Below are 23,862 nucleotides of genomic sequence, written 5' to 3' on the forward strand. Positions count from 1 at the left end.
GTTCGACATAGTCACCCACTCGGGGAATTCCGGGCGGTCCGGGCAAGCTTGACGCGGTCCGGACAGATCCGGCGGGTCAAAGCAGTGTCCTAAACAGACGTCACTCGGTTAGATGAGTGTGGACACCAGAACACCCCGCACACCCACGGGGGACCGCTCGTCGGGATTCGACGACGCTCCCGCGCTGAGCATGGTGAAGGTGCCGAGCGACCCGGCGCAGATCATCGTCAATCACGCGAGTTTCCGTGTGCAGTTGGGCGCGTCCTCGCGCCGCGCCCAGTCGCCGCGGGTCGCACGGCACTTGAGCGCCACCGAGGACACCGCCCGGATTCCGGTCGTCGGTACGACGGGCAGAGCGGCCCAGGCCGGCGAGGCCCGCCGCCGCCCGGTCGTGTGGAGCGGCCGGTCCGCCCCCGACGACACCGGCGCCCACCGCCTGCTCCAGGCCGTGCGCAGTGCGGGCGTCCGCCACCCGGAGGAACCGTCCGCCGACACCGGAGCCACCCAGGTCATTCCACGCGTCGACGAAGACGCCGGTTACGGCGGCTATGACGGTTACGACGGCTACGGCGACCTCGACCAGACCGTCGAGACCCCCGTCGTCGGCGCCCAGCGCACACCGGACGGCGTCGGCACCCGGCTGCTGCCGGCCATGCGGACCGTCGAGGGCGCGTACGACCAACCCGCCTACGCCGGTGAGCGGTTCGACGACGGCTACGGCGACGACGGTTACGGCGACGACGCGGCGGCCGCCGACCTGGACGACGAGAGCGGCGAACCGCGCTCCCGGCGGCACGCCGACGACCCCGCGCGGCACGCCTACTACCCCGGCCGCCGGATGAACCTCGGAGTCGTCCTGCTCCCGCTACGCGTCTTCCTCGGTGCCATCTCCATCTACGCCGGCATGGGCAAGCTCTGCGACCCCGTCTACTTCGACGGCGGCGAACGGGGTTCGATGGTCAAGTGGCTCAACACCCTGCACCCCTGGGAAGTCGCCGAGCCGCTGCGCCAGTTCGCTCTCCAGCACCCTGTCGGCTCCGGGCTCGTGATCGCCTTCGCGCAGGTCATCGTGGGCGTGCTCACGATCCTGGGCTGCTGGCAGCGGGTCGCCGCGGTGGGCGGTGCGCTGCTCTCCGCGGCGCTGCTCGTCACCGTCAGCTGGAAGAGCGTCCCCGTGTACGACGCCCCCGACATCATCTACCTCGCCGCCTGGTCGCCACTGATCATCGCCGGGGCGCCCGTCTACTCCATCGACGGGCGGCTGGCCGGGCTCGCCTGGCGACGGCTCGGCCCGCGCGCCGACATCTGGGAGCTGCGGCGATACGTCCTGCGCCGGGGCGCCCTCGTCACCGCGATCGTCACCGGGCTCACGCTGCTGGTCGGCTCGCTGCTCGGCGGTGCGGTACGGGACTCCGACCGGGTGGTCGTCCCGGGTCCCGGCGAGGCGCCGCGCAACGAACTCCCGGGCTCTCCGCTGCCGTCGAAGGCAGGTGACGATGGCCGGGAGAGCACCACGCCGTCGGCCGCCGAGACCTCGCCGACGCAGGGCGCGACCTCGGCCGCGCCGACCGCGGGCGCCGCGACCACGCCGGGCGCGAGCCGCGACACCGGCACGGTCACCGGCGGCTCGCCGAGCCAGACGCAGGGCACGGCGGGGCAGGCGCCGCCACAGCAGTCGTCGCCGGTGGAACAGGCCCCGAGCACCAGCGCCGGTCCCACGTCCGGGGGCGGCGGCAGCGGCTCGACGGGCGGCACGGGCTCCACGGGTGGCACCGGATCCGGCGATGGGGATGCGTCGTCCGGGCAGCCGGGGCTGGTCGGGGGTCTGCTGGGCTAGGGGCTGGGCCAGGGCTGCTGGGCTAGGGCTGTCTTTTCGGTGGTACGACGACGGGGTCCCGCTGGGGTGAGGTGCGGGGCCCCGTTGTCGTGCCGTTGTGTTGTCAGCGGCCCAGTGCGGCCAGTTCCTTCGCGGCCTCCGTGAGGTCCTTCGCGGTGTCGATGGCGCGCCAGTAGGCGCCCTGGGGGATCGGGAAGCCGGCCAGGCGGCGTTCGCGGGCCAGGTGGGGGAACGTGGTGCGTTCGTGGTCGCCGCGCTCGGGGAGCATCGTGGCGAACTCGGGGGAGAAGACGTAGACGCCCGCGTTGATCTCGAAGGTGGACGGCGGGGCCTCGATGAAGTCCGTGATGTGGCCGAAGCCGTCGGTCTGGACGGCACCCCACGGGAGGCGGGGGCGGGCCAGGGCGAGGGTCGCTATGGCGTCGCGCTCGGTGTGGAAGTCCGCCATGTCGCGCAGCGAGAAGCGGGTCCAGATGTCGCCGTTGGTGGCGTACCAGGCGCGGTCGGGGTGGGGGAGGTGGGCGGCGGCGTGCTTCAGGCCGCCGCCTCGGCCGAGGGGTTCCTGCTCGACGACGGTGGTGACGCGCGTCGGGAGGTCGGCGGTGTCCAGCCACTCCTGCAGGACCTCGGCGAGGTGGCCGCAGCTGACCACGACGTCGGTGACGCCCTCCTCGGCGAGCCAGGTGAGCTGGTGGCCGATGATCGGCGTGCCCGTGCCGGGGATCTCGACCATCGGCTTGGGACGGTCGTCGGTGTAGGGGCGCAGCCGGGAGCCCTGGCCTCCGGCCAGGATGACGGCCTGGACGGGGCGGGAGGCGGCGGTCGGATCGGTCATGGCCGCACTTTACGTGGGCGGGGGGTGGTGGGGGGTGGGGCGGGTGCCTGCGGGTGCCTGCGGGTGCCATGCGGGTGCCATGCGGGTGCCTGCGGGTGCCTGCGGCTGCCTGCGGGTGCCATGCGGGTGCTTGCGGGTGCCTGCGGGTGCTTGCGGGTGCCTGCGGGTGCCTGCGGGTGCTTGCGGGTGCCTGCGGGTCCCTGCGGGTCCCTGCGGGTGCCTGCGGCGGCCTGTGGCTGTGGGTGCGTGGTTGCTGTCGCGCCTGCGGTTCGGTGGGTGGGGCGGGGCCGCGCCGGGGGGTGTCCGTCCTCGGAACGGCGCGGAATCGGTCACTTATCAACGCAGCCGGGTTGACGCGCCAACCGCTGCGGGCGGACACCCCCCGACACGGCCCCTTCCCGCCGTGCGCGAGTGCCCGCCCGGGGCTCTGTGGTGTGCTGGTCAGCCGTGGGCTGCCAGGACGCCCGAGGCGAACGCGGTGTCGCAGACGGGGCGGGAGTAGGACTGGGCGCGGGTCGGGCCGTAGATGCGGACCGCGGCGCGGCCCAGGGCGCGGGCGATGGAGGCACAGTGGCGGGCCAGGGAGGGGCGCTCGTCCACCGCCTGCTGGAGATGGGTGAGGGCGGTGCCCGGGTCGGTCTCCTGGAGCTCGGTCAGGAGCTGGTCGCGCAGCACCTCGTGCGGGGCGCGGGGCGCGGTGCGGGCGTTGGTGCCGGGGGCCGAGACGTCCACTGCGGTGAGCACCGAGCTCTCGGAGTCTCCCGACCAGTTGACCCGCGTGACCGCGAGAGTCCCGGAGAGCACCAGGACGACGGGCAGAACGAGGGCGAGGGAGCGGCCGATCCGGCGGGCGGGGCCCTGGCCGCGTCGCGTCTGTGAGGTGGTGGAGTGCTTCACGCGAGTGAGGGTAGCGCCCGGTAATGATTTGGCGACATTTGGTCACCGATTCGGGTGATGAAGTGGCGGCCTTTTCTGGGTACGGGGTTGACGCACAGTGCTCGAAATGGCCCAGTGTGCCGGGGTATTTGTCGACAAGAAAAGGGCCCCGCGGCCAGGCTGCGGGGCCCATTTCGTCAACCTGGGTGAATTACCCGGGTTGGGTGTTTCGTCAGTCGGAGAGGCGCTCGCCCGTCGATGTCGAGAAGACGTGGGTCTCGCCGGAGCGCGGGACGACGTGCAGCGTGCTGCCCTTCTCCGGGACGTCACGGCCGTTGACGCGGACCACCAGGTCCTTGGAGTTGTCGCCGCCGAGCTTGGCGGTGCCGTAGACGTACGCGTCGGCGCCGAGCTCCTCGACGACGTTCACGGTGACCGCCAGGCCCTGGTCGGACTCCGCGCCGGCCACGTCGAAGTGCTCGGGGCGGACGCCGACCGTGACCGTCTTGTCGGTGGTGGCGGAGAGCGCGTCCCGGTCGACCGGCACGACGCTGTTGCCGAACTTCACACCGCCGTCGGTGATCGGCACCTCGACGAGGTTCATCGCGGGGGAGCCGATGAAGCCGGCGACGAAGAGGTTCGCCGGGCGGTCGTACATGTTGCGCGGGGAGTCGACCTGCTGGAGCAGACCGTCCTTGAGGACCGCCACCCGGTCGCCCATGGTCATGGCCTCGACCTGGTCGTGGGTGACGTAGACCGTGGTGATGCCGAGGCGGCGCTGCAGCGAGGCGATCTGCGTACGGGTGGAGACGCGGAGCTTGGCGTCGAGGTTGGACAGCGGCTCGTCCATGAGGAAGACCTGGGGTTCGCGAACGATCGCGCGGCCCATCGCCACGCGCTGGCGCTGACCACCGGAGAGCGCCTTCGGCTTGCGGTCCAGGTACTCGGTGAGGTCGAGGATCTTCGCGGCCTCCTCGACCTTCTGCCGGATCTCCGCCTTGTTGACGCCGGCGATCTTGAGCGCGAAGCCCATGTTGTCGGCGACGGTCATGTGCGGGTAGAGGGCGTAGTTCTGGAACACCATGGCGATGTCCCGGTCCTTCGGCGGCAGGTGCGTCACATCGCGGTCGCCGATGCGGATGGCGCCGGAGTTCACGTCCTCCAGGCCGGCCAGCATCCGCAGGGAGGTGGACTTGCCGCAGCCGGACGGGCCGACCAGTACGAGGAACTCTCCGTCCTCGATGGAGATGTCGAGCGCGTCTACGGCGGGCTTCTCGGTGCCCGGGTAGATCCGGGTCGCCTTGTCGAACGTGACAGTGGCCATGGTGAATGGGCCCCCTTCTACCGGCAGGAACGTGCCGGACGATCCGTTGTAGGAAGGTGGTGTGTTTAGTCCACACGTGTGAACTGGGTCAGGACGGTACCTCGCGTTCACCAGTTCTGTCAGTAGCCGTGCCGCTGTGAACTTCGCGGAGATTTTCGACAGGGCAGGGGCGGGACCTGGGTACACTGCACGGGCACGCTGTCACGCGCGCGTGCAGGCCTCCTTAGCTCAGCTGGTCAGAGCGCCGCTCTTGTAAAGCGAAGGTCGTCGGTTCGAATCCGACAGGGGGCTCCCAGGTCAACGCCCCCGGATCCAAGATCACGGGGGCGTTGACGGCAGCTCTTGACGGCAGTCCCTCTACCGGCGCCGCCTCAGCAGTCGATCCATGTGCCCCATGGCCTCACGCCGGTCACCGTCGCTCACGTGCGTGTAGACGTTCATCGTCACCGCGATCTGGGAGTGCCCCAAGATCTCCATCACAGTTCGGGGAGCGACGCCGGCCGCGAAGAGAAGGGACGCGCAGCCGTGGCGTGTGTCGTGCAAGCGGACCTGCGGCAGGCCAGCCGACGCGGAGATCCGTAGGAACGACCGGTAGAGGTTCCGAGGCTCGATCGGCCGGCCGCTTCGTGTCGTGAACACGTGATCACTGTCGTGCCATTTCGCGCCGACGGCCACTCGCCGGTCTGCCTGTCGGAGACGCTGCCAGCGGAGAGGCGCCACGCACATCTGCGGAATGGGGATCACCCGAGCACGCCGGTTCTTGGTCGTGTCCAGGTACAGCTCCTTGCCACCTCGGTTCAGCGTTGTTCGGACGGTGAGAACGCGCTGGTCAAGGTCCACGTCCTTCCACTGCAACCCCAAGATCTCCCCCCGTCGCAGACCGAGCGCGACCGCCAGGACGAACGCCGTGTAGAGGGGATCGGTCCGAGCTGCTTCCAGGAACGTTAAGGTCTCGTCCAGCGTCCAGGGGCGCAGTTCGCGCGGCTCGACTCGTGGAGCGGGCACCAGTTGCACGACGTTGCGACTGATCAGCTCCTCACGGCATGCGGCCGTAAGAGCCGTGCGCAGCACGCGGTGGGACTCCTTGGCAGTTGCCGCCGACGCCTGCCTGGTCACCTCGGAGATCATCCGGCGCACGTTCGCCGTGGTCAGCGACTCCAGTCGGCGACTGCCGAGCAAGGGTACGAGGTACCGCCGGACGTGCATCTCGTACTTGATGTACGTGGTGCGCTTCCGGTGGGGCCTGATGTATTCCTCCAGCCAGTACGGCAGCCATTCCGAGAGCTTCGCGGATCGGGAAGGCGTCGGGATCCCCTGGCGGTCGCGGCGCACGAGTTCCTGACGCTTCTCATCGCACTCTTCCCAGGTGGCCCCGTACACCGTCTTGCGCTTGCGGGTGCCGTCAGGCTGCGGGACGTAGACGCGCGCTTCAAAGCGCCCGTCCTTGCGCTGCCAAATGCTGCCGGCGCCGTTGGGGTTCCTCTTTCGCGGGGCCATCAGGCTGCGTTCTCCTCAAGTCGGTCTTGCATGTAGTGACGGACGGCGTCGACCGGGATACGGCGGGCACGGCCGGACGTGTAGCTCGGGAGTTGCTTGGAGCGGATCAGGTCGTAGACCTTGCTGCGGCTCAGCTTCAGCGCGGTCATGACCTCCGGGACGGTGAGGGCTTGCGGGTCGCTCGGGACGACGGTCAGCACGTGGAAACCTCCGGGAGGGGGCGGGGCCTGCGTCGCGGCCCCCTTCTGAGGGGCGCTACTTCCGCTACCGCCGCTACCGCGCAGGTCAGGGGCCTGTTCGGGGTAGCGGGAGGGGGTAGCGGTAGCGGCGGGGTAGCGGCTGGCAATGCCGGTTGCCGCTACCCCGTTGTTGCTGGTCAGGCCGCGTTTTCAGTGCCGGGTAGCGGAAGTAGCGGACTTTCCGGGGGTGGGGGGCAGTAGCGGGCCCACGCGTCGTGGAGATCTGCGGCGTAGTAGCCCTTGAGGACGCTCCCGGCGGTCTTGATGTTGCGGGAGGCGATCGGCTCGTTGTCCGCCGTCATGTACTCCGCGAGCATCTTCGACAGGCGCCGGTTGTCGAGCGGCTTGCCGTGCAGGTCCGCCCACGGGGCGTCGTCGAGCGCGTTGAGCCTGTCGAGGATGGCGACGGTGGGCAGGCGATCGATGCCGACCATGACGTGATCGCGCAGGTCGGTCAGCAGCCGGACTCCGAGGCTGCCTTTGTCGTTGGCCTTGGACGCGGTCACCAGCGTCACGCACGCCTTCCGTGCCCGCTCGGGCCAGTCGCCGCCGGCCGCGTCGGCGACGGCAAGCAGGGGTTCCCACACGTCCGCCGGGCGGTCGCTGACCCCGTCGGGCATGTCCGGCCACGCACCCATGACGAACCCACGGGCGTGTTCGGCCCACTGCGCGAGTCGGTCGCGCAGGGCGTGTCCCTGCGCTTCGTGGATGCGGGCGCGGAAGGCTTCCACGCGTTCGTTGCGTGCCCGTCGGCGCATGCGGATCACGACGGAGCGGGTCATGATCGTGTCCGGTAGGGAGCCGAGTCCGGCGACCGCGACGCCGCAGTACGAGGGGAAGGCTTGTACGGTCTGGTTGCCGCCGTCGCCGATGCACCGGTAGGTGACTCCGGTGCGGCGGTGGCCGGCGTTGAGGAAGCCGCGTAGTTCCTCGTTGTCTCCTGCCTTGGGCCCGAAGATCGTGTCGATTTCGTCGAACAGGATCGTGGGCCGGCCGTTGGGGCTGGACACCGACCGGAACAAGGCGGCGGCGGACGCGTTGACGGCGGTCATGGGCTGCGGCACGAGGGTCTCTACGATCTCCAGCGCCCGCGACTTGCCCGACCCCGGCTCCGGGGACAAGAAGGCGAGGCGGGGGGTGGAGTCGAAGCAGTCGAGCAGGTGAGCATGCGCGTCCCACAAGGCGACGGCGACGTAGGCGGCCTCGTGGGGGAAGACGTTGAAGCGGCGGTGGAAGGCTTCCACCTCGTCGAGCAGTGCGGCCCCGTCGATGGTTCCGGTCATGCGGCGGTCCTCCCTTCCTGGGGGCTGGCGCAGTGGGGGCAGACGCCGACGCGTACGCGTGCGATGAGTTCGGTGACGGCGGCGCGGCCACGGGCCCGTTCGTGGTGGCCGCAGGAGCACAGCCAGTCGGCGGTCTCGATGCGGCCGGCGTGGATGTGGAGGCCGGGGATGATGCCGGTCACCGTGACCGTGTGCGGGTCAGAGCGAAGGGCAGTTCGGACGCCCTTACGGGCGGCGCCTTTCGGCACGCCTACGGCCGCCGTGTCCACAGCCTGTGCGGCGGCGGACGGGCCGGTCGGGGTGGAGGGGATGCTCTTCAGGCAGGGGCGAGTGGGGGCGCTCATGCCGCATCCCGCCTGACCGCGTTGTGGGTGATGGACCAGTTGAGGGCGCTGCGCAGGGTTGAGCGGCACTCGGAGACGGTGAGTCCGGCCGTCTCGCCTGCCTCCTGAAGAGCCTGCTCGACCACGTGCCGGGGGAGGTCGCCCCACGCGACGAACCGTCCCAGGGCGCGCGCGGCCCGGAACAACGCGGCTTCCCGCGAGCCGCGTTGGGCGGTGGCGACGTTCCGCGTCTCGTTGGCGAGTGCTATCTCCGCATATCGGCGGGATTGCCCCGCTACGGCCATAGAGGGCGCCTGAGGCGCCTTGGGGGCGGGTTGCAGGATGGTTTGCAGCCACGAGGGCAGAGCGGCCGTCTTGGGGCCGCACAGAGCCTCGTAGTGTCCGGCGGGAGTGGTGCTGCCGGCCGCGACGACGTAGCCGCCCCATGCGCGGGTGTCGACCGAATCGGCAACGGTGCCAGCCGTGTTGGCCAGTCGGACGCCGTGCGGGGCGGTGAAGTACAGGTGGGTTCCGCCGCTCGGGGTGCGCACGCGGTAGGTGTCGGGGACGGCATGGCCGGCGCGCTCGCAGAGCGCTGCAAAGGTCGTCGCGCCGTCAGGCGCGTCCGAACTGCCTTTGTGCTCTGGCGTGTCCAGGTCGACCACGACCAGCCCGGAGGGGCCGGTGGCGATGCCGACGTTGAACGGCGCCCGCGACCAGGCGGCGCGGATGCGGTCGGGGTCGGTGGTGGCGCGCTGTTCCCACTTCAGGTGCCCGTCGGCGCACTCACCGGTGAGGGTGCAGGACTTCTCCCCATGCAGCGCCGGCGGCTTGCCGCCGGGGCGGAGGGGGAAGACGTGCCAGCCGCGTTCGGCGGCGTCCAGCGCTGTGCGCAGCAGCGCTAAGCGGGGGTCATGGGTCATGCTGGATGTCTCCAGTTCCTTGATGGGTGACTGGCTAGCAAGGGCGGCCCCGCGACTTTGGCGAGACGAGGGGGCCGCCCTTGGCGTAGCTAGGGGTTCTTGCGGCGGGCCAGCCTGAGCGTGATCCCGCCGACGCCGATGGGTCCGGCGGCGGCGCCGATGACGGCGGCGGTGTGGGCGGCGAGGTCGAGCAGGGCGAGGAACGCGGCGACGACGCCGAAGATGCCGATTGCGCCGGCACCCGCCACGACGATGGGGAACAGGTAGGCGCGCAGGGGCCGTCCGTTGGGTTCGGTGGTGTGGACGACGATGACGATGGGTTGTCCGGTGGCTTCGGCACGCCGGTAGGCGTCGGCGGGGATGTGCGGGGCGATGATCCCCGGCGGGTCACGATGGGTCATGTGGAATCCCTTCCGGTGCTCGGGTGGGGAGGTGGAGGCACACCCTTGGGGGTGGCGTGTGGAGGGGGTTTTCGGGGGTCTGACCTGCGCGCCTCCCCGCCTCCCCGAAGAGGCGTTTTCGCTGATCAACGTGGGGGAGGCAGGGGTGGGGAGGCGGTTGGGGAGTTCTCCCCGCCTCCCCGGCACGCGGCGGGGTTCCTCCCCGCTACTCGACGGCGGAAGCGGAATCGTCCGCGTCGCGGTTGGCGAGCGCGCGGAAGACGTGATCGCGGTGGACGACCATGCGTCCGTGGGACTTCTTCGGCTCCTCGCCCGCCGCCTCCAGCACGCGCTTGAGGTCGGCGAACGTCCAGCCGCCGTAGGCGTCCGCGTCCAGGGTGGCCAGTCGCTGGATCACGTCCTGGGTGAACAGGCGCGGGGCGTTGCCGAGCACGGCGGCGATGTCGGTAAGCGGGTCGCGCTGTTCGCCGCGTTCGATGGTGTGGAGGGTGGTGACGCCGTCGCGAAGTGCCTTGGCACGGGCGGCGATCACCTTCGCGTCATCGGTGCTGATGTAGTGCGTACGCACATTGACGAAGGACTGTCCGGCCGGCATCTCGATGCCGTCGGAGGCGACGACGACCTGTCCCTTGTCCAGCCCCTGACGCAGCAGGTTGGGGGCGGCGCCGCCGTCGACGGCCTTGTCTCCCAGTGCCATGCGGGCCTGGGACTCGGTGCCCAGGGCGAGGGCGGCGCGGGTGTGGGCGCCCTCGCGTACGAGCTTGGGAAGGTTCTGGTCGGTGGGGTCCTGGGTGCCCTGCCACAGCAGCACGTCGACGGCACGGCCCTGGTTGTGGATCTTCCGGGCGGCCATGAAGTACCGGGAGGTGGAGCTGGACCCGCCGTAGGGCCGCTTCTGCTCATCCTTGACCGGGCACATGAAGGCGAGCTGAGCCTCGTCGACGATGATGATCAGCGGCGGGAACTCGGTGCCGGGCGGCGCCAGGATACGGCGGTTCATCTCCTCCACCCCGTCCTCCAGCATCTCGGTCACCTGGATGACGTGGTCGTCAGTCGGGCCCTGGATCAGCCTGGTGGCCAGCCCGTCGAACATGGCCCAGTCACCGACGCCCTTGAGGTCGCCCAGCCAGAACTCCACCGTGCGGTCCAGCGCCAGCCACAGCGCCAGGGAGCGCAGGGCTGCGGTCTTGCCTTGGTTGGACAGGCCGGTGATGAGCAGGTGGCGCTGATACAGGCTGATCGCCGCCGCGTCGCCGCGCAGGTCCTGACCCCACGGCGCCTTACCCGTTGAGTAGTTCGCGGTCAGCGTCTCGTCGGTGACCAGCGGCGACGGGCCGATCGGCTCATCCAGCGCTCCCGAGTCGGCGACCCACAGCCGCACCGTGCGGGCGGCCTTGGGGATCGTGATGAATACCTCGTGCTCGTGACGGGTGAGATTCTCGGCAAGCTTGCGGCGCCGCTTTTGGATCTCGTCGGTGGACACCCCGGACGGCAGGGTGACGTCGACCTCGACGCCGCATCCGGCGATCACGATCGGGGACAGCATGGATGCGCCGGCGTCGCCCATGTCCTTGATGGCGTTGCGTAGCGCGGGCACCCCGAGGTCGCGCAGGGCCTTGACCACGATCGACGGGGTGATCGGCTCACCCTCGCCGTTGCGGACGCGGTCGGGCAGTGCCCAGTTCGGTGCGGCCTGCTGCTTGCGGCCGACCGACCACAGCGCGAGCAGCGCGAGCAGCGGACCGACGGTGACCAGCGGCCCCCACACCACAGAGACGATGGTGATGACCAGGGCGATGAACTCGATGACCGCCGTCAGCGGAGTGACGACGTCGGTGACGTCCTTGTTGGCGATCGCCATGACGATCCCGAGTGCCACCAGGCCACCGATGCCCATGCCCGTTCCGACCAGCACGCCCTTGGCCGCGTCCACGGGGGAGGTGAGCAGGTCCATGCGGCGGCGGTGGCGTGCCTCGCGGAAGCGCTGCAGGCGCTCCTCCCACTCAGTGGCCATCTCATGGTTCCCGGCAGCCTCAGCGGCGCGGAGCATGCGCTCGTAGCGGGCGCCGGTACGGCCGTCCCAGGTGCGGCGGGCAGCAATCTTCGCCCCGCCGACGACGTAGGCGCCGTGGCGGACGACGATGCGGGCGGTGGTCTTGGTGTTGTCGTGGGTGACGGCCGTGCGGATGGCGCGGCCGGATCGCACCCACAGCGGCACCGGCCGTGCGGGCGCAGGGGCCGACACCACGGTGAGCACGGTCGGGGTGTCCCTGTCCGTCGCGGTGGCGGGCGGGGTGTGGTGCTTGTGCAGGTGCACGACGTTGTCGCTCATGCGGGAATCTCCTGAACTGCCCCCTGAGTCGGGGCGGAAGTGAGGGAAGGTGGGGTGTCGGCTCACGCGGCGGCAGCGGAGGGAACGAGGTGGGCGGCGAGGTGCTCGCGGCCGTACGCCTCGCGTTCGTCCTGCTCCAACGCCCGCTCGAACTCGCGGGCGTGACGGCGGGACTGACGCTCGATACCGAGGCGGTCACGCAGGTCAGCCACGATCCGCTCGCGGACGTTCTTGCGGCTGAACTGCATGACGTGCACCAGCTCATGCACGAGCGTCACGGCGAACTCGGCCGGCGTCGGGTGGCGGTCGGCGTTGATCAGGACCAGCGCGCTGCCGTCCGGGCGGGGGATGGCGGCGGCCTGGATGTTGCGGGCGGTCCGCTTGGCGTCGCGCTGCGCGCGCTGGAGGGCGCGTCGGTCGGCGCTGCCGGCGAGGGCGATGTCTGCGGCGGTCATCAGGTCGGCCATGCCGCGTTCGTTGGTCAGGATGACCTCGACGTCGCACATCGTGCCGGGTACCGACCGGTTCACCAGCCGTGCGGCCTGCTCGGTCAGCCGCTTCGCGGTGCGCAGGGTCGAGCCGTAGCCGGGGATCTTGTGCGTCGACGTGGTGGTCTTCACGGAGTCTCCGTTCCGGTACTGCCGGGCGCGGACAGGGAGGTGTCGGGGTAGGCGCAGGGCGCGCACATGCCGAGCGAGGCGGGGATGACGTATCCGGCATCCCGCTGGCACTGGGGACAGGTGCGGCGGGCGGCGTTGGCCTTGGCCAGAGCCGCCCATTTCGCGGCCGTCATGGGCCGCACCGGTAGGGCGAGGTCGACGCGGTAGAGGTAGGCGACCAGGGGTTCGCGCCGTCGGCGGGGACGTTCGAGTTGAGCGGCCACGTCCTGACCACCGGGGCGCAAACCTTGGGCCCGGAGTTGGCGGCGGGTGGCGTATCCGTCCGGGGCGAGGCGCCACCGGAACACCGGCAGCGCCGCCATCAGGCGACGCGCTTCCAGGAAGCCCTGAGCCGGACCTCGGACGCGGAGTGACCGGCCGCCCGGAAGCGGGCGGCCATCTCGCGGTAGGACAGGGCCGGGTCCTCGCTGGTACGGATGGCGTCGACCACGGCGTCCAGCGCGTCATCCGTGAGCGCCGGGCCCGACTCCAGTGCGGGAACCTGCTCGGTGGGCCCCCACACCGGGAGCTCCCAGCGGGGCGTGACACCGGGCGTGACCCGGTGCGTCACGCTGGTCAGCGCCCGCCCTGTCTCCTCACCGGCACGCGCCTTCTCCAGGGTCGACCACGCCCCCGCGAGGGTGTCAGCGGTCCTGGCCTGGACACGGGCCACGCGGGCGCCGGCCTCGGTCACGGCCGTCAACCGCGTCTCCTCAGTCGCCGCTTCCGCCCGCAGCCGGGCGCGGGCCACCGCCGCCTCATCGCGGGCCTCCTGCTGAATTCCCCGGATCGCTCCCAGCGCCGCCGGGGTGAGCGCGGTGCGCTCCCACAGCCCGTGCACCAGCCACAGCGCTTTGGCCGCGACCGGCAGCCAGGCCACGGCCAGCCACGCGCCGGCGGAGTGATCGGCGGTGAGCGCGTGCGCCACCAACACGCCCGTGGCGATCAGGCCGAACGACCAGCCGACGGCGGTGACCGCGTTGCTGTGGTCGCCCTGCGCCGCGAGGCGGCGCTCGTAGGCGAGGGTGGCCAGCCATCCGCCGTCGATCCCGAGTCCGACGACCACGGCCACCGGCCATGGCACGGCCGTGCCCAGCCACATCACCACCACGGCCAGAGTGAGGACCATGGACACGGCCGTCATCGCGACGGCGGGCAGAACGGTCTTGGCGTTCATGCCGCACCCCCGTCCGCAGCCGGCACGTCGGTGTAGCCGTGCAGGTGGACCACTGCGCCCGCGTAGTCGGTGGACGCCTTCAGCACGCGCGTCATGCCGTCGCCCTGCACCCCGTGCGTCACCTTCTCCGGCGGCACGGCCAGGGCTTCCCGCCACGCTTCGAATGCGTCCAGACCCTCGTGGAAGCGCAGGGTCAGCCGGTCGGGGTAGATGCGGGAAAGGTCGACGTCCGGGGCGGGCAGATGCCCGAAGTCAGCGACCAGCAGTCGCAGCGCACGCAGGGGTACGGCCAGGCCGTCCAGCGTCAGCGGCTCGTTCACGCCGCACCCCCGGGCAGGCTCGCGCCGGCGGTGCGGTTGGCCAGGTCCACCCGGGCGGCCAGCGCCCGGCGGCGGGCCCGGCGGATGCGGCGGGCGTCCAGCTCGGTCGGCGTGCGGTCGAGGGTGATGATGTGCGCGTCCAGCAGGTCGACGTCCGCGAGGATCAGCGGCATCTCCTGCTCGATCGCGTCCAGTTCCGCGTCCGTGGGTTCGATCCAGTCGGCGAACGCGGTAACAGCGTCCTGAACAGTGACGATGTGGCTCATTGGGTCGTGTTCCTCTCGAAGGGTGGAACGGCCCGAACAGCGGCTCCCGGGAGGCACCCCGGGAGCCGCGCGCCGTTGAAGTCGGGAATCCGGCTCCCCACACCCCGCCCGTACGGCGCCGCGCTACACACGCGCCGGACGGGCGAGGGAGGCAACCGGCCGCAGCGGCGCTGCGGAGATTGGGTCGCGCTGTACCTCACGCGGGAGACCCGCGTGGTCGCCTACTTGGCCGAGGAGAGGCGACGTGATCCCCATTCAGTTTTCAAAGAACGCCCAGTTCAGGGACCTACGAGGTTCCGTAGGCAGCCCCTGTCCGGCATAAGGACTGACTCGTCGGTGTTGGTGGTGTTGTACCAACAACCAACTGCCTTGAGTTTGACCACAGTTGTTGGGTCGGTCAAGCCAGAGGGCGTATGTTGTTGGCACAAGTCAGCCAACTGTCGGGGAGGAACCGTGAGGGAGCAACGCCCGAGGTATCACCGCATCGCTGATGACCTGCGAGGACAGATCGAGCGAGGGGAGCTTGAACCCGGTGAACAGCTCCCGACTGAGTTCGAGTTGGTGGAGCGCTACGAGGCCAGTCGGAATACGGTCCGGCTCGCCCTGCGGCGCCTGACCGAAGAAGGGCTCATCATTGCTGGTCAGGGGCGGGGTAGCTTCGTTCGCCGCAGCCTCACGCCAGCGGTCTGGGACTGGTCGGTTCTGGAGTCTCGCGCCCGGCATCAGACGGACAAGCAGGGTGACCAGTGGGCCAGCATCGTGGCCGAAAGTGGTCGCCAACCACGGCAGGAAGTCCGTGTATCCATCCGGCGACCGCCGGCGGAGGTCGCTGAGCGGCTGGAGTTGGATCCCGAGACAGGCATCACCGTTGTGCGGGAGCGGGTCCGCATAGTCGACCATGACCCTTACGCCTTGGCTGACTCCTACTTCCCTGAGGAGTTGGTTCGTGGCACGCCCTTGATGCTGCCTGAGGACGTGTCAGCGCCGGGCGGTGTGCTGGCGAGCGTCGGGCTCATCCAGGCTCGTTATCGAGATGAGATCACCGTGCGGATGCCGACTCGTGCCGAGATCGAGAAGCTGTCCCTGCCCGCTGCCACGCCTGTGGCTGTGCACATGCGTACGGGCTACGACGAAAACAACCGTCCCCTACGAGTAATGATCACAGTCCTTCCGGGAGACCGTCATGTCATCAGGTACGACGTATCCGCCGAATAGCCCCGTCTCCCAGGAGCCGACGCGTGTGAAAGCGCTCAGCAGCATTGATCCAACGTTGCCCGACGACCGGGAGCCAAAGGAGGTTTGGTACACCTCTTATGGCTCAAACATGCACCTTGATCGTCTTGCCTGTTACATCCGGGGCGGTCGTCCGCTGGGTGCGACCAGGGAGTATCCCGGTTGCAGAAACCCGGTAATGCCTCCCCGGTCACTCGCGGTTGAGCTTTCCGGCGCGATGTACTTCGCCACCGAGTCGCCAGTGTGGGGAGGCGGAAGAGCCTTCTACGATCCCGAGGGGTCAGGCCGCGTGTTGGCTAGGGCACACCTGGTGACTACTGAGCAGTTCTCGGACATCGCTGCTCAAGAGATGTACAGGGAGCCGGGGACGAACCTGAAGCTTGGCGAGGCTCTGGAACACGGGCGCGCCGTTTTGGGCGAGGGACGCTATGAGACGTTGGTTTGCGTAGGCCAGATTGACGGCTTGCCTGTTCTAACCTTCACTGCCCCCTGGGGAATGAACGACGTGCCATGGATTCCGCCTTCGCTGCCCTATGTGGAGTTCCTCGCCTCGGGGCTATTGTCGGCTGGCACTTGGGATGTGGATGCGATTGCCGAGTACGTCGCAGCCTGTCCAGGGGCGTCCGGCCATTGGTCCGAGCAGGATATTGCCGCCCTCCTCACGGGTGACTCCTGAGGACGGCTACGACGCGCCCTGACGGCAACACCTGACGGCAACACGGGTGCACGTTGCCGTATCGCGAGGAGCGGCCGTGGACCCTACATAGCGGGCCGGAACGCCAACATCCCTGTCACGCGATCGCTGGTGGGAACTTGTAAAGCGAAGGTCGTCGGTTCGAATCCGACAGGGGGCTCTTCTCCTGAGCAGCACAAACGCCCCGGCCGATGATCGGTCCGGGGCGTTCGACATCTACGGGGGACATCAACCGCGGCGGTCTGTTGCGGTGCGAGGATCACCGGCTTCCAGAGCAGAAATGACGGCCGCAGCGTCGCCGTCGTACGTGAGGAGCCGAGTGCGGTACCGCTGGAGGTCGCCCTCACTCCTGCGCAGGTGGCCTCTCCGCTCGCCCACATCCCGTACGACCAGAGCCTCGCCGAGACTGCCCGGCGGGCCGGCCGGCGCGGAACTGTTCCGCTGACACTTGTGCAACCCGGCGACCGTTCTGGTCGGCTTGCTCAGCGCTGATCCGTCGCTGTGGCCGGGGCGGTGGGCGATCACCTTGACGGTGATCTTCTTGCCCTTCTGGGCCGACTTCAGGACCAGCGAGGACTTGGTGGCCCCGCTGATGGCCTTGCCGTTCGCGTACCAGCGGTACGAGTACGACGTCGCGTCTTCTTCAGCGTCGTCCCGCCACCCGGTCCGCCAGTCGTGCCAGTCGGGACGACTCGGCGCTGTGCGTGGTGTGTTCGTGGCGGTCGGCGGTGCGGTAGGTGGCGTACATGCCGTGGACGCCCAGCCAGCGCAGCGGCTCCGGTTCCCACTTGCGGACCTTGTGATCGACCCACGGCAGGTCCGTCAGGTCCGTGCGGGTGCCCTGGCCGGAGTCGAGTTGGACCAGGTCGCGCAGGGTGCGGGCGGCGAGGTTGGCGGTGGCGACGCCGGAGCCGACGTAGCCGCCCGCCCAGCCGAGGCCCGTGGCGCGGTCCAGGGTGACCGTGGCGCACCAGTCGCGGGGTACGCCGAGCACGCCGGACCAGGCGTGTGTGATGCCGACGCCGGTCAGGGACGGGAAGAAGCGTTCCAGGATCTCCCGCAGTGCCGCGATCGTCGTTTCCTGGGTGCGGCCGTCGTTGTCGGTGCGGGAGCCGAAGCGGTACGGCACTCCGCGGCCGCCGAGTGCGATCCGGCCGTCGGCGGTGCGCTGGGCGTACATGTAGGCGTGCGCCATGTCGCCGAGCGTCTCGCGGCCCGCCCAGCCCACCGCCTCCCACTGCTCCTCGGTGAGCGGCTCGGTCGCGATCATGGAGGAGTTCATGGGCAGCCAGGTGCGCTTCTGGCCCTTCAGGGACGCCGTGAATCCCTCCGTGCAGCGCAGGACGTAGGGCGCGCGGACCGTGCCGTACGGGGTGACCGCGTGCTTCGGGCGGATCTCCGTCACCGGGGTCGACTCGTGGATGGTCACGCCCAGGGACTCGACGGTCCGTGCGAGGCCGGTCACCAGCTTCACCGGGTGGATGCGGGCTCCGTGCGGGGTCCAGGAGGAGCCGACCGCGCCGGCCACCCTGATCCGCTCGGCGGTCTCGCGGGCGCCGTACAGCTCGCGGTCCTTCTCGCCGTACGACAGCTCGTGCTCGTGGAAGGCCTTCAGGCGGGCCAGCTGGGCCGGGGTGCAGGCGACTTCGAGGACGCCGCCCTTGTGGACGTCGGCCTCGACGCCCTCCTCCCGGGCGGCCCTGATGACCTCGTCGACGGTGTCGTTCATGGCCCGCTGGAGGCGTACGGCGGCCTCGTGGCCGTGCACGCGCGCGTACCGGTCGCGGCCCGCGATGCCGTTGTAGAGCCAGCCGCCGTTGCGGCCGGAGGCGCCGTAGCCGCAGAACTTCTGCTCCAGGACGGTGATCCGGAGGAAGGGCGCGGCCTTCTTCAGGTAGTACGCCGTCCACAGTCCCGTGTAGCCGCCGCCGACGATCACGACGTCCGCGGACGCGTCGCCGGAGAGGGGCTCCCTGGGGGCGGGGAAGCTTTCCTGGGCGTACCAGAAGGAGACGCCGCCGTTCACGACGCTGCTGGGCGAGCTGCTCATGGCCGCGACGTTAACCCGCGCGCGCGGGGATGTCTCCTTCGGATTTCGTCGTTGTGGCGGGCCGGAGGTGGGGAAATTGGGTCGAGCACGCGCGCGTACGCCCATAGGGTCCCGTATGTGATCGAGATTCCGGAGGAACTGGCGGCGTCTCAGGCGTTGTACAACGGCGAGCAGGGCCGCGCCTTCATCGCCGGGCTGCCGGAGCTGGCGGCCTGCTTCCTGGACCGCTGGGAGCTGCGGATCGACGGGCCGTCGATGTACGGCGTGTGCGCGCTGGTCCTGCCGGTCGTGCGAGCCGACGGCACGCGCGCGGCGCTGAAGTTGCAGCTGCTCGACGACGAGAGCGAGGGCGAGCCGGTCGCCCTGCGCGTGTGGGACGGCGAGGGGGCGGTACGGCTGCTGGACCACGACCCGGAGACCTGCGCGCTGCTCCTCGAACGCCTCGACCCCGCCCGGATGCTGTCCCACGTGCCCGACTCCCGTGAGGCCGTGCTGGTCATCGCCCGTCTGCTGGGCCGTCTGACCTCCGTACCGGCCCCTGAGGGCATGCGCGGGCTCGGCGACATCGCGCGGGCGATGCTGGAGCAGACGCCGTGGGCGCTTCGGCGGGTCCCGGCCCCGGAGGCCCGCCGTCTGCTCTCCGACTGCGCCGCCGCCGTACGGGAGGTCGTGGACGAGCCGGGGGACCGGCTCCTGCACTGGGACCTGCACTTCGAGAACGTCCTCGCCTCCGACCGCGCCCCCTGGCTCGCCATCGACCCCAAGCCCCTCGCCGGTGACCCCGGCTTCGACCTGCTGCCCGCCATCGACAACCGCTTCGACGCGGACGAGGTCCGCTGGCGGTTCGACGCCATGACGGACGTACTGGGGCTGGAACGCGCGCGTGCACGCGCCTGGACCCTCGCGCGCGTGCTGCAGAACTGCCTGTGGGAGATCGAGGACGGCCGGCCGGTGGAGGACGAGCAGCTGGAGATCGCCCGGCGGCTGCGAGCTAGCCTGCCGGCATGATCCGTACCGCCACACCCGACGACATCCCCCTCATCCACACGCTGGTGCGCGAGCTCGCCGAGTACGAGAAGGCTCCCCAGGAGGCGAGGGCCACGCAGGAGCAGCTGCGGGAGGCCCTCTTCGGTGAGCGCCCCGCCGCGTACGCGCACATCGCCACCGACGACGTCACCGGGGAGGGCGTCGGCTTCGCGCTGTGGTTCCTCAACTTCTCCACCTGGCGCGGAGTGCACGGCATCTACCTGGAGGACCTGTACGTACGCCCACGCGCGCGGGGCGGCGGTCACGGCAAGGCACTGCTGCGGGAGCTGGCACGGATCTGTGTGGAGCGCGGCTACGAGCGCCTGGAGTGGTCGGTACTGAACTGGAACCGGCCCGCGATCGACTTCTACGAGTTGCTGGGGGCGCGGCCCCAGGACGAGTGGACGGTGTACCGCCTGACGGACGGGCCGTTGGCCGCGCTGGGGGCAACACCCCGCCCGTCGGCCGAGCGTGGCGTCTAGGGCCTGTTGGCCGCGCGGCCGCCCTCCGGGCGACGAGGCCACTTTCGCAACAGGCCCTAGTAGTGCTTCGTTACGTCGAGTGATCTCGCCTGGTGGTGGGCATCTTCGTGGTGTGAAGCTGGGGGAAGTGGAACGGCTCCGCGGTGAGTTAGCAGAGTTCGTTGCCGATGTCTTGGGGTCGTTGCCGCGGCGGGATCAGCGGCGGTGGGGCGATTGTTATCTGCGGGGTCTGATGCTGGACGGCCGGCGGAAGTCGATCCAGCCGATGGCCGAGCGGCTGCCGGACGGCAACATGCAGGCCCTGCAGCAGTTCGTGAACCAGTCGCCGTGGGACCCGCTGCCGGTGCGGCGGCGGATCGCCCAGCGGTTGTGCGAGGCGATCCGCCCTGAGGTGTGGGTGGTCGACGATGTGTCGTTTCCCAAGTGCGGCACGGCGTCGGTCGGGGTGGCCCGGCAGTACTGCGGAGCGCTGGGCAAGCGGGCGAACTGCCAGGTCGCGGTCAGCGTCCACGCGGCCACCGACACAGCATCGTGCCCGTTGGAGTGGGAGCTGTTCCTGCCCCAGGAGTGGGCGCACGACGATGGTCGGCGGCAGCGCGCTGGGATACCCGTGGAGGTCGGGCATGTCTCCAAGACGCACCTGGCTCTGGGCCTGTTGGACCGGCTGGCCGGGCAGGGATTGGCGGTGCCGGTGATCGTGGCCGATGCCGGCTATGGCCGCAGCGTCTCCTTCCGGCTCGCACTGGAGGAACGCGCCTGGACCTACGTCATGGCCGTCGACCCGAAGGAGATCGCGCGGCCTGCCGACGCCGAGCCGTATCAGCCGGCTTATGGCGGGCTGGGACCACCGACCCTGCCCCGCTACCGCGAGAAGCCCTGCCCGTTGCCCGGCCTCGTTGATGAAACCGCCGTGTTCGAGGAGGTCACCTGGAGGCAGGGCAGCAAGGGGGCGATGACCTCGCACTTCGCGGTGCTTCCGGTGCGGCCCTCGGGCAAGGAGGCCTGCCGCACCGCCCAGGAACAGGCCGGGGGACGCAGCCGGTGGGACGGTGTGCTGCCGCTGCGGACCCTGCTGGTCGAACGGCCCGAAGAAGCCGACGAGCCGACCGGCTACTGGATGACCAACCTGCCCGCCACCACTCCGATCGCCGACCTGGTGCGGTGGGCCAAGATGCGCTGGCGGATCGAGCACGACTACCGCGAACTCAAACACGGCCTGGGCCTGGACCACTTCGAAGGCCGCACCTGGCGCGGCTGGCACCACCACGTCACCCTCGTCACCGCCGCCCAGGCCTTCCTCACCCTCAGGCGGCTCGACCCAAAAGCCCAAGCGCCGGCCTGACCCTCTACCAGGTCCTTGGTGCCCTTCAGGACCTGCTGAGGTGCTGGACCGGCACCTGCACCACCTGCGGCCGCCCCCTCACCACACCCCGAAGCAGAGCCAGAACCTAACGAAGCACTACTAGCGGGCCGCCTCGGGAAGCGGCGCCTTCGTCGGTGCGCCGTGTTTCGGGGCCCTCGCCGTGACCAGTAGGGCCGTGACCAGGGCGGCCACGAGCATGAGGCCGGCGGCGCACCAGTTGGCGACCGTGTAGCCGTGGACGAAGGCCTCGCGGGTCACCTCCGCGGGCCAGGCGGAGTCGGTGAGGTGGGCGGCGAGGAAGCCGGCGGTGCTGGTGTTGGCGATGGTGTTCAGCAGGGCCGTACCGATGGAGCCGCCCACCTGCTGCGAGGTGTTGAGGGTCGCCGAGGTGACGCCCGAGTCCTGCGGGGCGACACCGGCCGTCACCGTGGCGAACACCGGCATGTAGGTCAGGCCCATCCCGAAGCCCGCCAGGATCAGGCCGGGGAGGATGTCGGTGGTGTACGAGGAGTCCACGGTGAGCCGGGTGAGCATCACCATTCCGGTCGCGGACAGGACCATGCCGGGGGCCATCAGGGTGCGCGGCGGGACGTGCTGCAGCAGACGGCCCGCGATCTGGGTGGAGCCGATGACGGTCGCGGCCGTGACGGGGACGAAGGCCAGACCGGTCCGCGCCGGCGAGTACCCCAGGACGACCTGGAAGTAGTAGGTCATGAAGAGGAACAGGCCGAACATGCCCATGATCGCCAGCATCATCGTCAGGAAGCAGCCCGCGCGGTCGCGGTCCTTGATGATGTGCAGCGGGAGCAGCGGCAGGGGCGCCCTGGCCTGCCACCACACGAAGGCCACCAGTAGTGCGACGCCTCCCGCGAGCAGGCCGAGGACCAGCGTGTCGGTCCAGCCGCGGGACTCGGCCTCGCTGAAGCCGTAGACGATCGGGACCAGGCCGCCGCAGCCGAGCAGCACGCCGGGCACGTCGAGGCGGGCGCCCGGCCGGCCCGGCCGGTCGCGCAGGACGACGAAGGCGCCGATCAGCGCGAGGATCGCGATGGGGGTGTTGACGTACAGGCACCAGCGCCAGTTGAGGTACTCGGTGAGCAACCCGCCGACGATGAAGCCCGTGGCGGAGCCGCTGCCTGCCAGGGCCCCGAAGATACCGAAGGCCTTGCCGCGCTCCCTGGGGTCGGTGAACGTCGTGGCGAGCAGGCTCAGCGCGGACGGAGCGAGCACGGCGGCGAACGCGCCCTGCAGCGCGCGGGCGCCGAACAGCATCCCCGGGCCGACGGCGGCGCCGCCCAGCGCGGAGGCGCCTGCGAAGCCGATCAGCCCGATGACGAAGGTCCGTTTACGGCCCACCAGATCGGCGATCCGGCCGCCGAGCAACAGCAGACCGCCGAAGGCGACGGTGTACGCGGTGATCACCCATTGGCGGTTGCTGTCGGACATCCCCAGCTCGTCCTGGGCGGACGGCAGCGCGATGTTCACGATGGTCGAGTCGAGGACGACCATCAGCTGGGCGAGGGCGATCACCACCAGCCCCCACCAGCGGTGGGGGTCGGCAGCCGCAGAAGCCCCGGGGGCACCAGTCCTAGGCACGGTCATCCGGACAGAAGACCACGAATCCGGGCGTACTGTACGGCATGCCACGCCCCACCTGGTCAGGTCTTTACGGTGCGGGCTCTTCCGGTCAGGGCTCCAGGACCACCTTGCCGGTCGTGCCGCGGTTCTCCAGCTCGCGGTGCGCGGCCGCGGCCTCGGTGAGCGGGAAGCGGTGCACGGCGGGGGTCAGCCGGCCCGCGGCGGCCTCGGTGAGGGACCGGAGTTCCAGGGTGCGCATCGGGTTCGGGCCGCCCGCCTTCTGCAGCATCACCGGGCCCAGGACCTGCACGGTGACGCCCTCGACAACGAGCGGCTCGCCGCCCTGGATGCCCTCGGCGGACCAGCCGAAGACGATGTGCCTGCCGCCGGGGGCGAGCATGCCGACGGCCGTGCGGGCGGTGTCGCCGCCGACCCCGTCGTACACGATCGTGACCTTGCCGTCGTACGCCCGGACCTTCTCCGGCCAGGAGGGGTCCCGGTAGTCGACGGCCAGGTCGGCGCCGTTCGCGGCCACCCGCGCCGTCTTCTCCGGGCCGCCGGCCAGGCCGATGACGGTGGCGCCCGCGTTCTTGGCGTACTGCACGAGGAGGGTGCCGATACCGCCGGCCGCGGCCGGGATCACGACCACGTCACCCGGGCCCGGCTCGGCGAACTGCACGATCCCCATCGTCGTCCGCCCCGTGCCGATCATGGCCACGGCCTCGGCGAAGTCGAGGCCCGCGGGGACCTCGTGCAGGCGGTCGGCGTCGGTGACGGCGAGTTCGGCGTAGCCGCCGGGGACGAAGCCGAGGTGGGCGACGACCCGCTTGCCGAGCCACGCCTCGTCCGTGCCCTCCCCGAGCGACTCGACGACTCCGGCGACCTCGCGGCCGGGAATGGTGGGCAGGTCGGGCGCGGGGCCGGGGCCCGGGTGGCCGGCGCGGATGGCCGTGTCGAGCAGGTGTACGCCGGCGGCGGCGACGGCGATACGCACCTGGCCGGGGGCGGGTACGGGATCCTCGACCTCCTCCGGAGTGAGGTTCTCGGCGGGGCCGAAGGCGTGGAGGCGGATGGCGAGCATGGGGTCCCCCCGTGGTTGGCGGTTGTCTGGCTGCCTGGCTGTGTTTCCACCCTCACTGTTCAA

The 23,862-nt window shown here is 70.3% G+C and carries 24 protein-coding genes, 1 tRNA gene and 1 pseudogene; 7 read left to right on the forward strand and 19 right to left on the reverse strand.

The genetic code is table 11. The features are described from left to right. Nucleotides 1–112: 112 nt before the first annotated feature. Complete coding sequence (locus tag I2W78_RS21430; protein ID WP_196461884.1) at nt 113–1,837, forward strand: DoxX family protein; 1,725 nt, start codon at nt 113–115, stop codon at nt 1,835–1,837. Between the two features lie 103 nt (nt 1,838–1,940). On the opposite strand, the gene I2W78_RS21435 is transcribed toward I2W78_RS21430, so the two are convergent. The 3 genes from I2W78_RS21435 to I2W78_RS21445 all read right to left on the reverse strand — a co-directional run bounded on the left by I2W78_RS21435 (nt 1,941) and on the right by I2W78_RS21445 (nt 4,872). Next, complete coding sequence (locus tag I2W78_RS21435) at nt 1,941–2,672, reverse strand: nucleotidyltransferase family protein (protein ID WP_196461885.1); 732 nt, start codon at nt 2,670–2,672, stop codon at nt 1,941–1,943. 441 nt (nt 2,673–3,113) lie between these two features. Further along, nucleotides 3,114–3,569 (reverse strand): hypothetical protein, encoded by a 456-nt coding sequence (locus I2W78_RS21440; protein WP_196461886.1) that lies wholly within the window; start codon nt 3,567–3,569, stop codon nt 3,114–3,116. A gap of 211 nt (nt 3,570–3,780) precedes the next feature. Beyond that, nucleotides 3,781–4,872 carry an ABC transporter ATP-binding protein gene (locus I2W78_RS21445; RefSeq protein WP_196461887.1) on the reverse strand — a complete coding sequence of 364 codons (1,092 nt, stop codon included), beginning with the start codon at nt 4,870–4,872 and terminating at the stop codon, nt 3,781–3,783. A gap of 217 nt (nt 4,873–5,089) precedes the next feature. Between I2W78_RS21445 and I2W78_RS21450 the strand changes: the two genes are divergently transcribed. After that, a tRNA-Thr gene (locus tag I2W78_RS21450) sits at nt 5,090–5,163 on the forward strand. Nucleotides 5,164–5,229: 66 nt separating this feature from the next. Here I2W78_RS21450 and I2W78_RS21455 read toward each other — a convergent pair. The 12 genes from I2W78_RS21455 to I2W78_RS21510 all read right to left on the reverse strand — a co-directional run bounded on the left by I2W78_RS21455 (nt 5,230) and on the right by I2W78_RS21510 (nt 14,292). Beyond that, a complete protein-coding gene (locus I2W78_RS21455; protein WP_196461888.1) occupies nt 5,230–6,369 on the reverse strand; it encodes a tyrosine-type recombinase/integrase in 1,140 nt (379 codons plus the stop codon). Then, complete coding sequence (locus I2W78_RS21460; protein WP_196461889.1) at nt 6,369–6,569, reverse strand: helix-turn-helix domain-containing protein; 201 nt, start codon at nt 6,567–6,569, stop codon at nt 6,369–6,371. The genes I2W78_RS21455 and I2W78_RS21460 overlap by 1 nt, the downstream gene beginning before the upstream one ends. Nucleotides 6,570–6,745: 176 nt before the next feature. Then, the gene (locus I2W78_RS21465; RefSeq protein ID WP_196461890.1) at nt 6,746–7,891 is read right to left on the reverse strand and encodes a DUF3631 domain-containing protein; all 1,146 of its coding nucleotides are present in this window, start codon (nt 7,889–7,891) and stop codon (nt 6,746–6,748) included. After that, nucleotides 7,888–8,235 (reverse strand): hypothetical protein, encoded by a 348-nt coding sequence (locus I2W78_RS21470; RefSeq protein WP_230885537.1) that lies wholly within the window; start codon nt 8,233–8,235, stop codon nt 7,888–7,890. Before I2W78_RS21470 ends, I2W78_RS21465 begins: the two co-directional genes overlap by 4 nt. Next, complete coding sequence (locus I2W78_RS21475; RefSeq protein WP_196461891.1) at nt 8,232–9,137, reverse strand: bifunctional DNA primase/polymerase; 906 nt, start codon at nt 9,135–9,137, stop codon at nt 8,232–8,234. The genes I2W78_RS21470 and I2W78_RS21475 overlap by 4 nt, the downstream gene beginning before the upstream one ends. An 89-nt stretch (nt 9,138–9,226) precedes the next feature. After that, a complete protein-coding gene (locus I2W78_RS21480; protein WP_196461892.1) occupies nt 9,227–9,538 on the reverse strand; it encodes a hypothetical protein in 312 nt (103 codons plus the stop codon). 205 nt (nt 9,539–9,743) lie between these two features. Beyond that, nucleotides 9,744–11,870: an ATP-binding protein gene (locus I2W78_RS21485; RefSeq protein ID WP_196461893.1), complete on the reverse strand. Its 2,127-nt coding sequence runs from the start codon at nt 11,868–11,870 to the stop codon at nt 9,744–9,746. A 62-nt stretch (nt 11,871–11,932) separates the two neighbouring features. Continuing rightward, on the reverse strand, nt 11,933–12,490 hold the full coding sequence (locus I2W78_RS21490; protein ID WP_196461894.1) for a hypothetical protein: 558 nt from the start codon (nt 12,488–12,490) through the stop codon (nt 11,933–11,935). Further along, nucleotides 12,487–12,852: an RRQRL motif-containing zinc-binding protein gene (locus tag I2W78_RS21495; RefSeq protein WP_196461895.1), complete on the reverse strand. Its 366-nt coding sequence runs from the start codon at nt 12,850–12,852 to the stop codon at nt 12,487–12,489. The genes I2W78_RS21490 and I2W78_RS21495 overlap by 4 nt, the downstream gene beginning before the upstream one ends. Next, nucleotides 12,852–13,706 (reverse strand): protein spdB, encoded by an 855-nt coding sequence (locus I2W78_RS21500; protein WP_196461896.1) that lies wholly within the window; start codon nt 13,704–13,706, stop codon nt 12,852–12,854. The genes I2W78_RS21495 and I2W78_RS21500 overlap by 1 nt, the downstream gene beginning before the upstream one ends. Beyond that, nucleotides 13,703–14,026, reverse strand: a complete 324-nt coding sequence (locus tag I2W78_RS21505) for a hypothetical protein (RefSeq protein WP_196461897.1) — start codon at nt 14,024–14,026, stop codon at nt 13,703–13,705. Before I2W78_RS21505 ends, I2W78_RS21500 begins: the two co-directional genes overlap by 4 nt. After that, nucleotides 14,023–14,292 (reverse strand): DUF6284 family protein, encoded by a 270-nt coding sequence (locus tag I2W78_RS21510; RefSeq protein WP_196461898.1) that lies wholly within the window; start codon nt 14,290–14,292, stop codon nt 14,023–14,025. The genes I2W78_RS21505 and I2W78_RS21510 overlap by 4 nt, the downstream gene beginning before the upstream one ends. 453 nt (nt 14,293–14,745) lie before the next feature. Between I2W78_RS21510 and I2W78_RS21515 the strand changes: the two genes are divergently transcribed. Both I2W78_RS21515 and I2W78_RS21520 read left to right on the forward strand, forming a co-directional pair. After that, a complete protein-coding gene (locus I2W78_RS21515; RefSeq protein ID WP_196461899.1) occupies nt 14,746–15,507 on the forward strand; it encodes a GntR family transcriptional regulator in 762 nt (253 codons plus the stop codon). Nucleotides 15,508–15,532: 25 nt separating this feature from the next. Further along, nucleotides 15,533–16,201, forward strand: a complete 669-nt coding sequence (locus tag I2W78_RS21520) for a histone deacetylase (protein ID WP_196461900.1) — start codon at nt 15,533–15,535, stop codon at nt 16,199–16,201. A gap of 480 nt (nt 16,202–16,681) precedes the next feature. Here the strand turns inward: I2W78_RS21520 and I2W78_RS41715 are convergent. Further along, a pseudogene (locus I2W78_RS41715) lies at nt 16,682–16,852 on the reverse strand (glycoside hydrolase Chb); the annotation flags it as partial. A 10-nt stretch (nt 16,853–16,862) separates the two neighbouring features. After that, the gene (locus I2W78_RS21525) at nt 16,863–18,269 is read right to left on the reverse strand and encodes an NAD(P)/FAD-dependent oxidoreductase (RefSeq protein ID WP_196461901.1); all 1,407 of its coding nucleotides are present in this window, start codon (nt 18,267–18,269) and stop codon (nt 16,863–16,865) included. A 117-nt stretch (nt 18,270–18,386) separates the two neighbouring features. Here I2W78_RS21525 and I2W78_RS21530 point away from each other — a divergent pair, with 117 nt between their 5' ends. From I2W78_RS21530 to I2W78_RS21540, 3 genes are all read left to right on the forward strand, one after another. Next, on the forward strand, nt 18,387–19,277 hold the full coding sequence (locus I2W78_RS21530) for an aminoglycoside phosphotransferase family protein (RefSeq protein ID WP_196461902.1): 891 nt from the start codon (nt 18,387–18,389) through the stop codon (nt 19,275–19,277). Further along, on the forward strand, nt 19,274–19,777 hold the full coding sequence (locus I2W78_RS21535) for a GNAT family N-acetyltransferase (protein ID WP_196461903.1): 504 nt from the start codon (nt 19,274–19,276) through the stop codon (nt 19,775–19,777). The genes I2W78_RS21530 and I2W78_RS21535 overlap by 4 nt, the downstream gene beginning before the upstream one ends. A 112-nt stretch (nt 19,778–19,889) precedes the next feature. Next, on the forward strand, nt 19,890–21,119 hold the full coding sequence (locus tag I2W78_RS21540) for an IS701 family transposase (protein ID WP_196461643.1): 1,230 nt from the start codon (nt 19,890–19,892) through the stop codon (nt 21,117–21,119). A 120-nt stretch (nt 21,120–21,239) separates the two neighbouring features. Here I2W78_RS21540 and I2W78_RS21545 read toward each other — a convergent pair whose 3' ends face one another. Both I2W78_RS21545 and I2W78_RS21550 read right to left on the reverse strand, forming a co-directional pair. Next, the gene (locus I2W78_RS21545; protein WP_196461904.1) at nt 21,240–22,742 is read right to left on the reverse strand and encodes an MFS transporter; all 1,503 of its coding nucleotides are present in this window, start codon (nt 22,740–22,742) and stop codon (nt 21,240–21,242) included. Between the two features lie 85 nt (nt 22,743–22,827). Then, nucleotides 22,828–23,799: a zinc-binding dehydrogenase gene (locus I2W78_RS21550; RefSeq protein ID WP_196461905.1), complete on the reverse strand. Its 972-nt coding sequence runs from the start codon at nt 23,797–23,799 to the stop codon at nt 22,828–22,830. Between the last annotated feature and the right edge of the window lie 63 nt (nt 23,800–23,862).

Origin of the sequence: Streptomyces spinoverrucosus, assembly GCF_015712165.1 — a bacterium.
In the GTDB taxonomy this organism is placed as follows: Bacteria; Actinomycetota; Actinomycetes; order Streptomycetales; family Streptomycetaceae; genus Streptomyces; species Streptomyces spinoverrucosus_A.

What these genes read in the sequence shown, in the direction of transcription:
- I2W78_RS21430 (WP_196461884.1), top strand. Translation starts at nt 113, where the DNA reads ATGAGTGTGGACACCAGAACACCCCGCACACCCACGGGGGACCGCTCG.
- I2W78_RS21435 (WP_196461885.1), bottom strand. Translation starts at nt 2,672, where the DNA reads ATGACCGATCCGACCGCCGCCTCCCGCCCCGTCCAGGCCGTCATCCTG.
- I2W78_RS21445 (WP_196461887.1), bottom strand. Translation starts at nt 4,872, where the DNA reads ATGGCCACTGTCACGTTCGACAAGGCGACCCGGATCTACCCGGGCACC.
- I2W78_RS21455 (WP_196461888.1), bottom strand. Translation starts at nt 6,369, where the DNA reads ATGGCCCCGCGAAAGAGGAACCCCAACGGCGCCGGCAGCATTTGGCAG.
- I2W78_RS21465 (WP_196461890.1), bottom strand. Translation starts at nt 7,891, where the DNA reads ATGACCGGAACCATCGACGGGGCCGCACTGCTCGACGAGGTGGAAGCC.
- I2W78_RS21470 (WP_230885537.1), bottom strand. Translation starts at nt 8,235, where the DNA reads ATGAGCGCCCCCACTCGCCCCTGCCTGAAGAGCATCCCCTCCACCCCG.
- I2W78_RS21475 (WP_196461891.1), bottom strand. Translation starts at nt 9,137, where the DNA reads ATGACCCATGACCCCCGCTTAGCGCTGCTGCGCACAGCGCTGGACGCC.
- I2W78_RS21480 (WP_196461892.1), bottom strand. Translation starts at nt 9,538, where the DNA reads ATGACCCATCGTGACCCGCCGGGGATCATCGCCCCGCACATCCCCGCC.
- I2W78_RS21485 (WP_196461893.1), bottom strand. Translation starts at nt 11,870, where the DNA reads ATGAGCGACAACGTCGTGCACCTGCACAAGCACCACACCCCGCCCGCC.
- I2W78_RS21495 (WP_196461895.1), bottom strand. Translation starts at nt 12,852, where the DNA reads ATGGCGGCGCTGCCGGTGTTCCGGTGGCGCCTCGCCCCGGACGGATAC.
- I2W78_RS21500 (WP_196461896.1), bottom strand. Translation starts at nt 13,706, where the DNA reads ATGAACGCCAAGACCGTTCTGCCCGCCGTCGCGATGACGGCCGTGTCC.
- I2W78_RS21510 (WP_196461898.1), bottom strand. Translation starts at nt 14,292, where the DNA reads ATGAGCCACATCGTCACTGTTCAGGACGCTGTTACCGCGTTCGCCGAC.
- I2W78_RS21525 (WP_196461901.1), bottom strand. Translation starts at nt 18,269, where the DNA reads ATGAGCAGCTCGCCCAGCAGCGTCGTGAACGGCGGCGTCTCCTTCTGG.
- I2W78_RS21535 (WP_196461903.1), top strand. Translation starts at nt 19,274, where the DNA reads ATGATCCGTACCGCCACACCCGACGACATCCCCCTCATCCACACGCTG.
- I2W78_RS21545 (WP_196461904.1), bottom strand. Translation starts at nt 22,742, where the DNA reads ATGACCGTGCCTAGGACTGGTGCCCCCGGGGCTTCTGCGGCTGCCGAC.
- I2W78_RS21550 (WP_196461905.1), bottom strand. Translation starts at nt 23,799, where the DNA reads ATGCTCGCCATCCGCCTCCACGCCTTCGGCCCCGCCGAGAACCTCACT.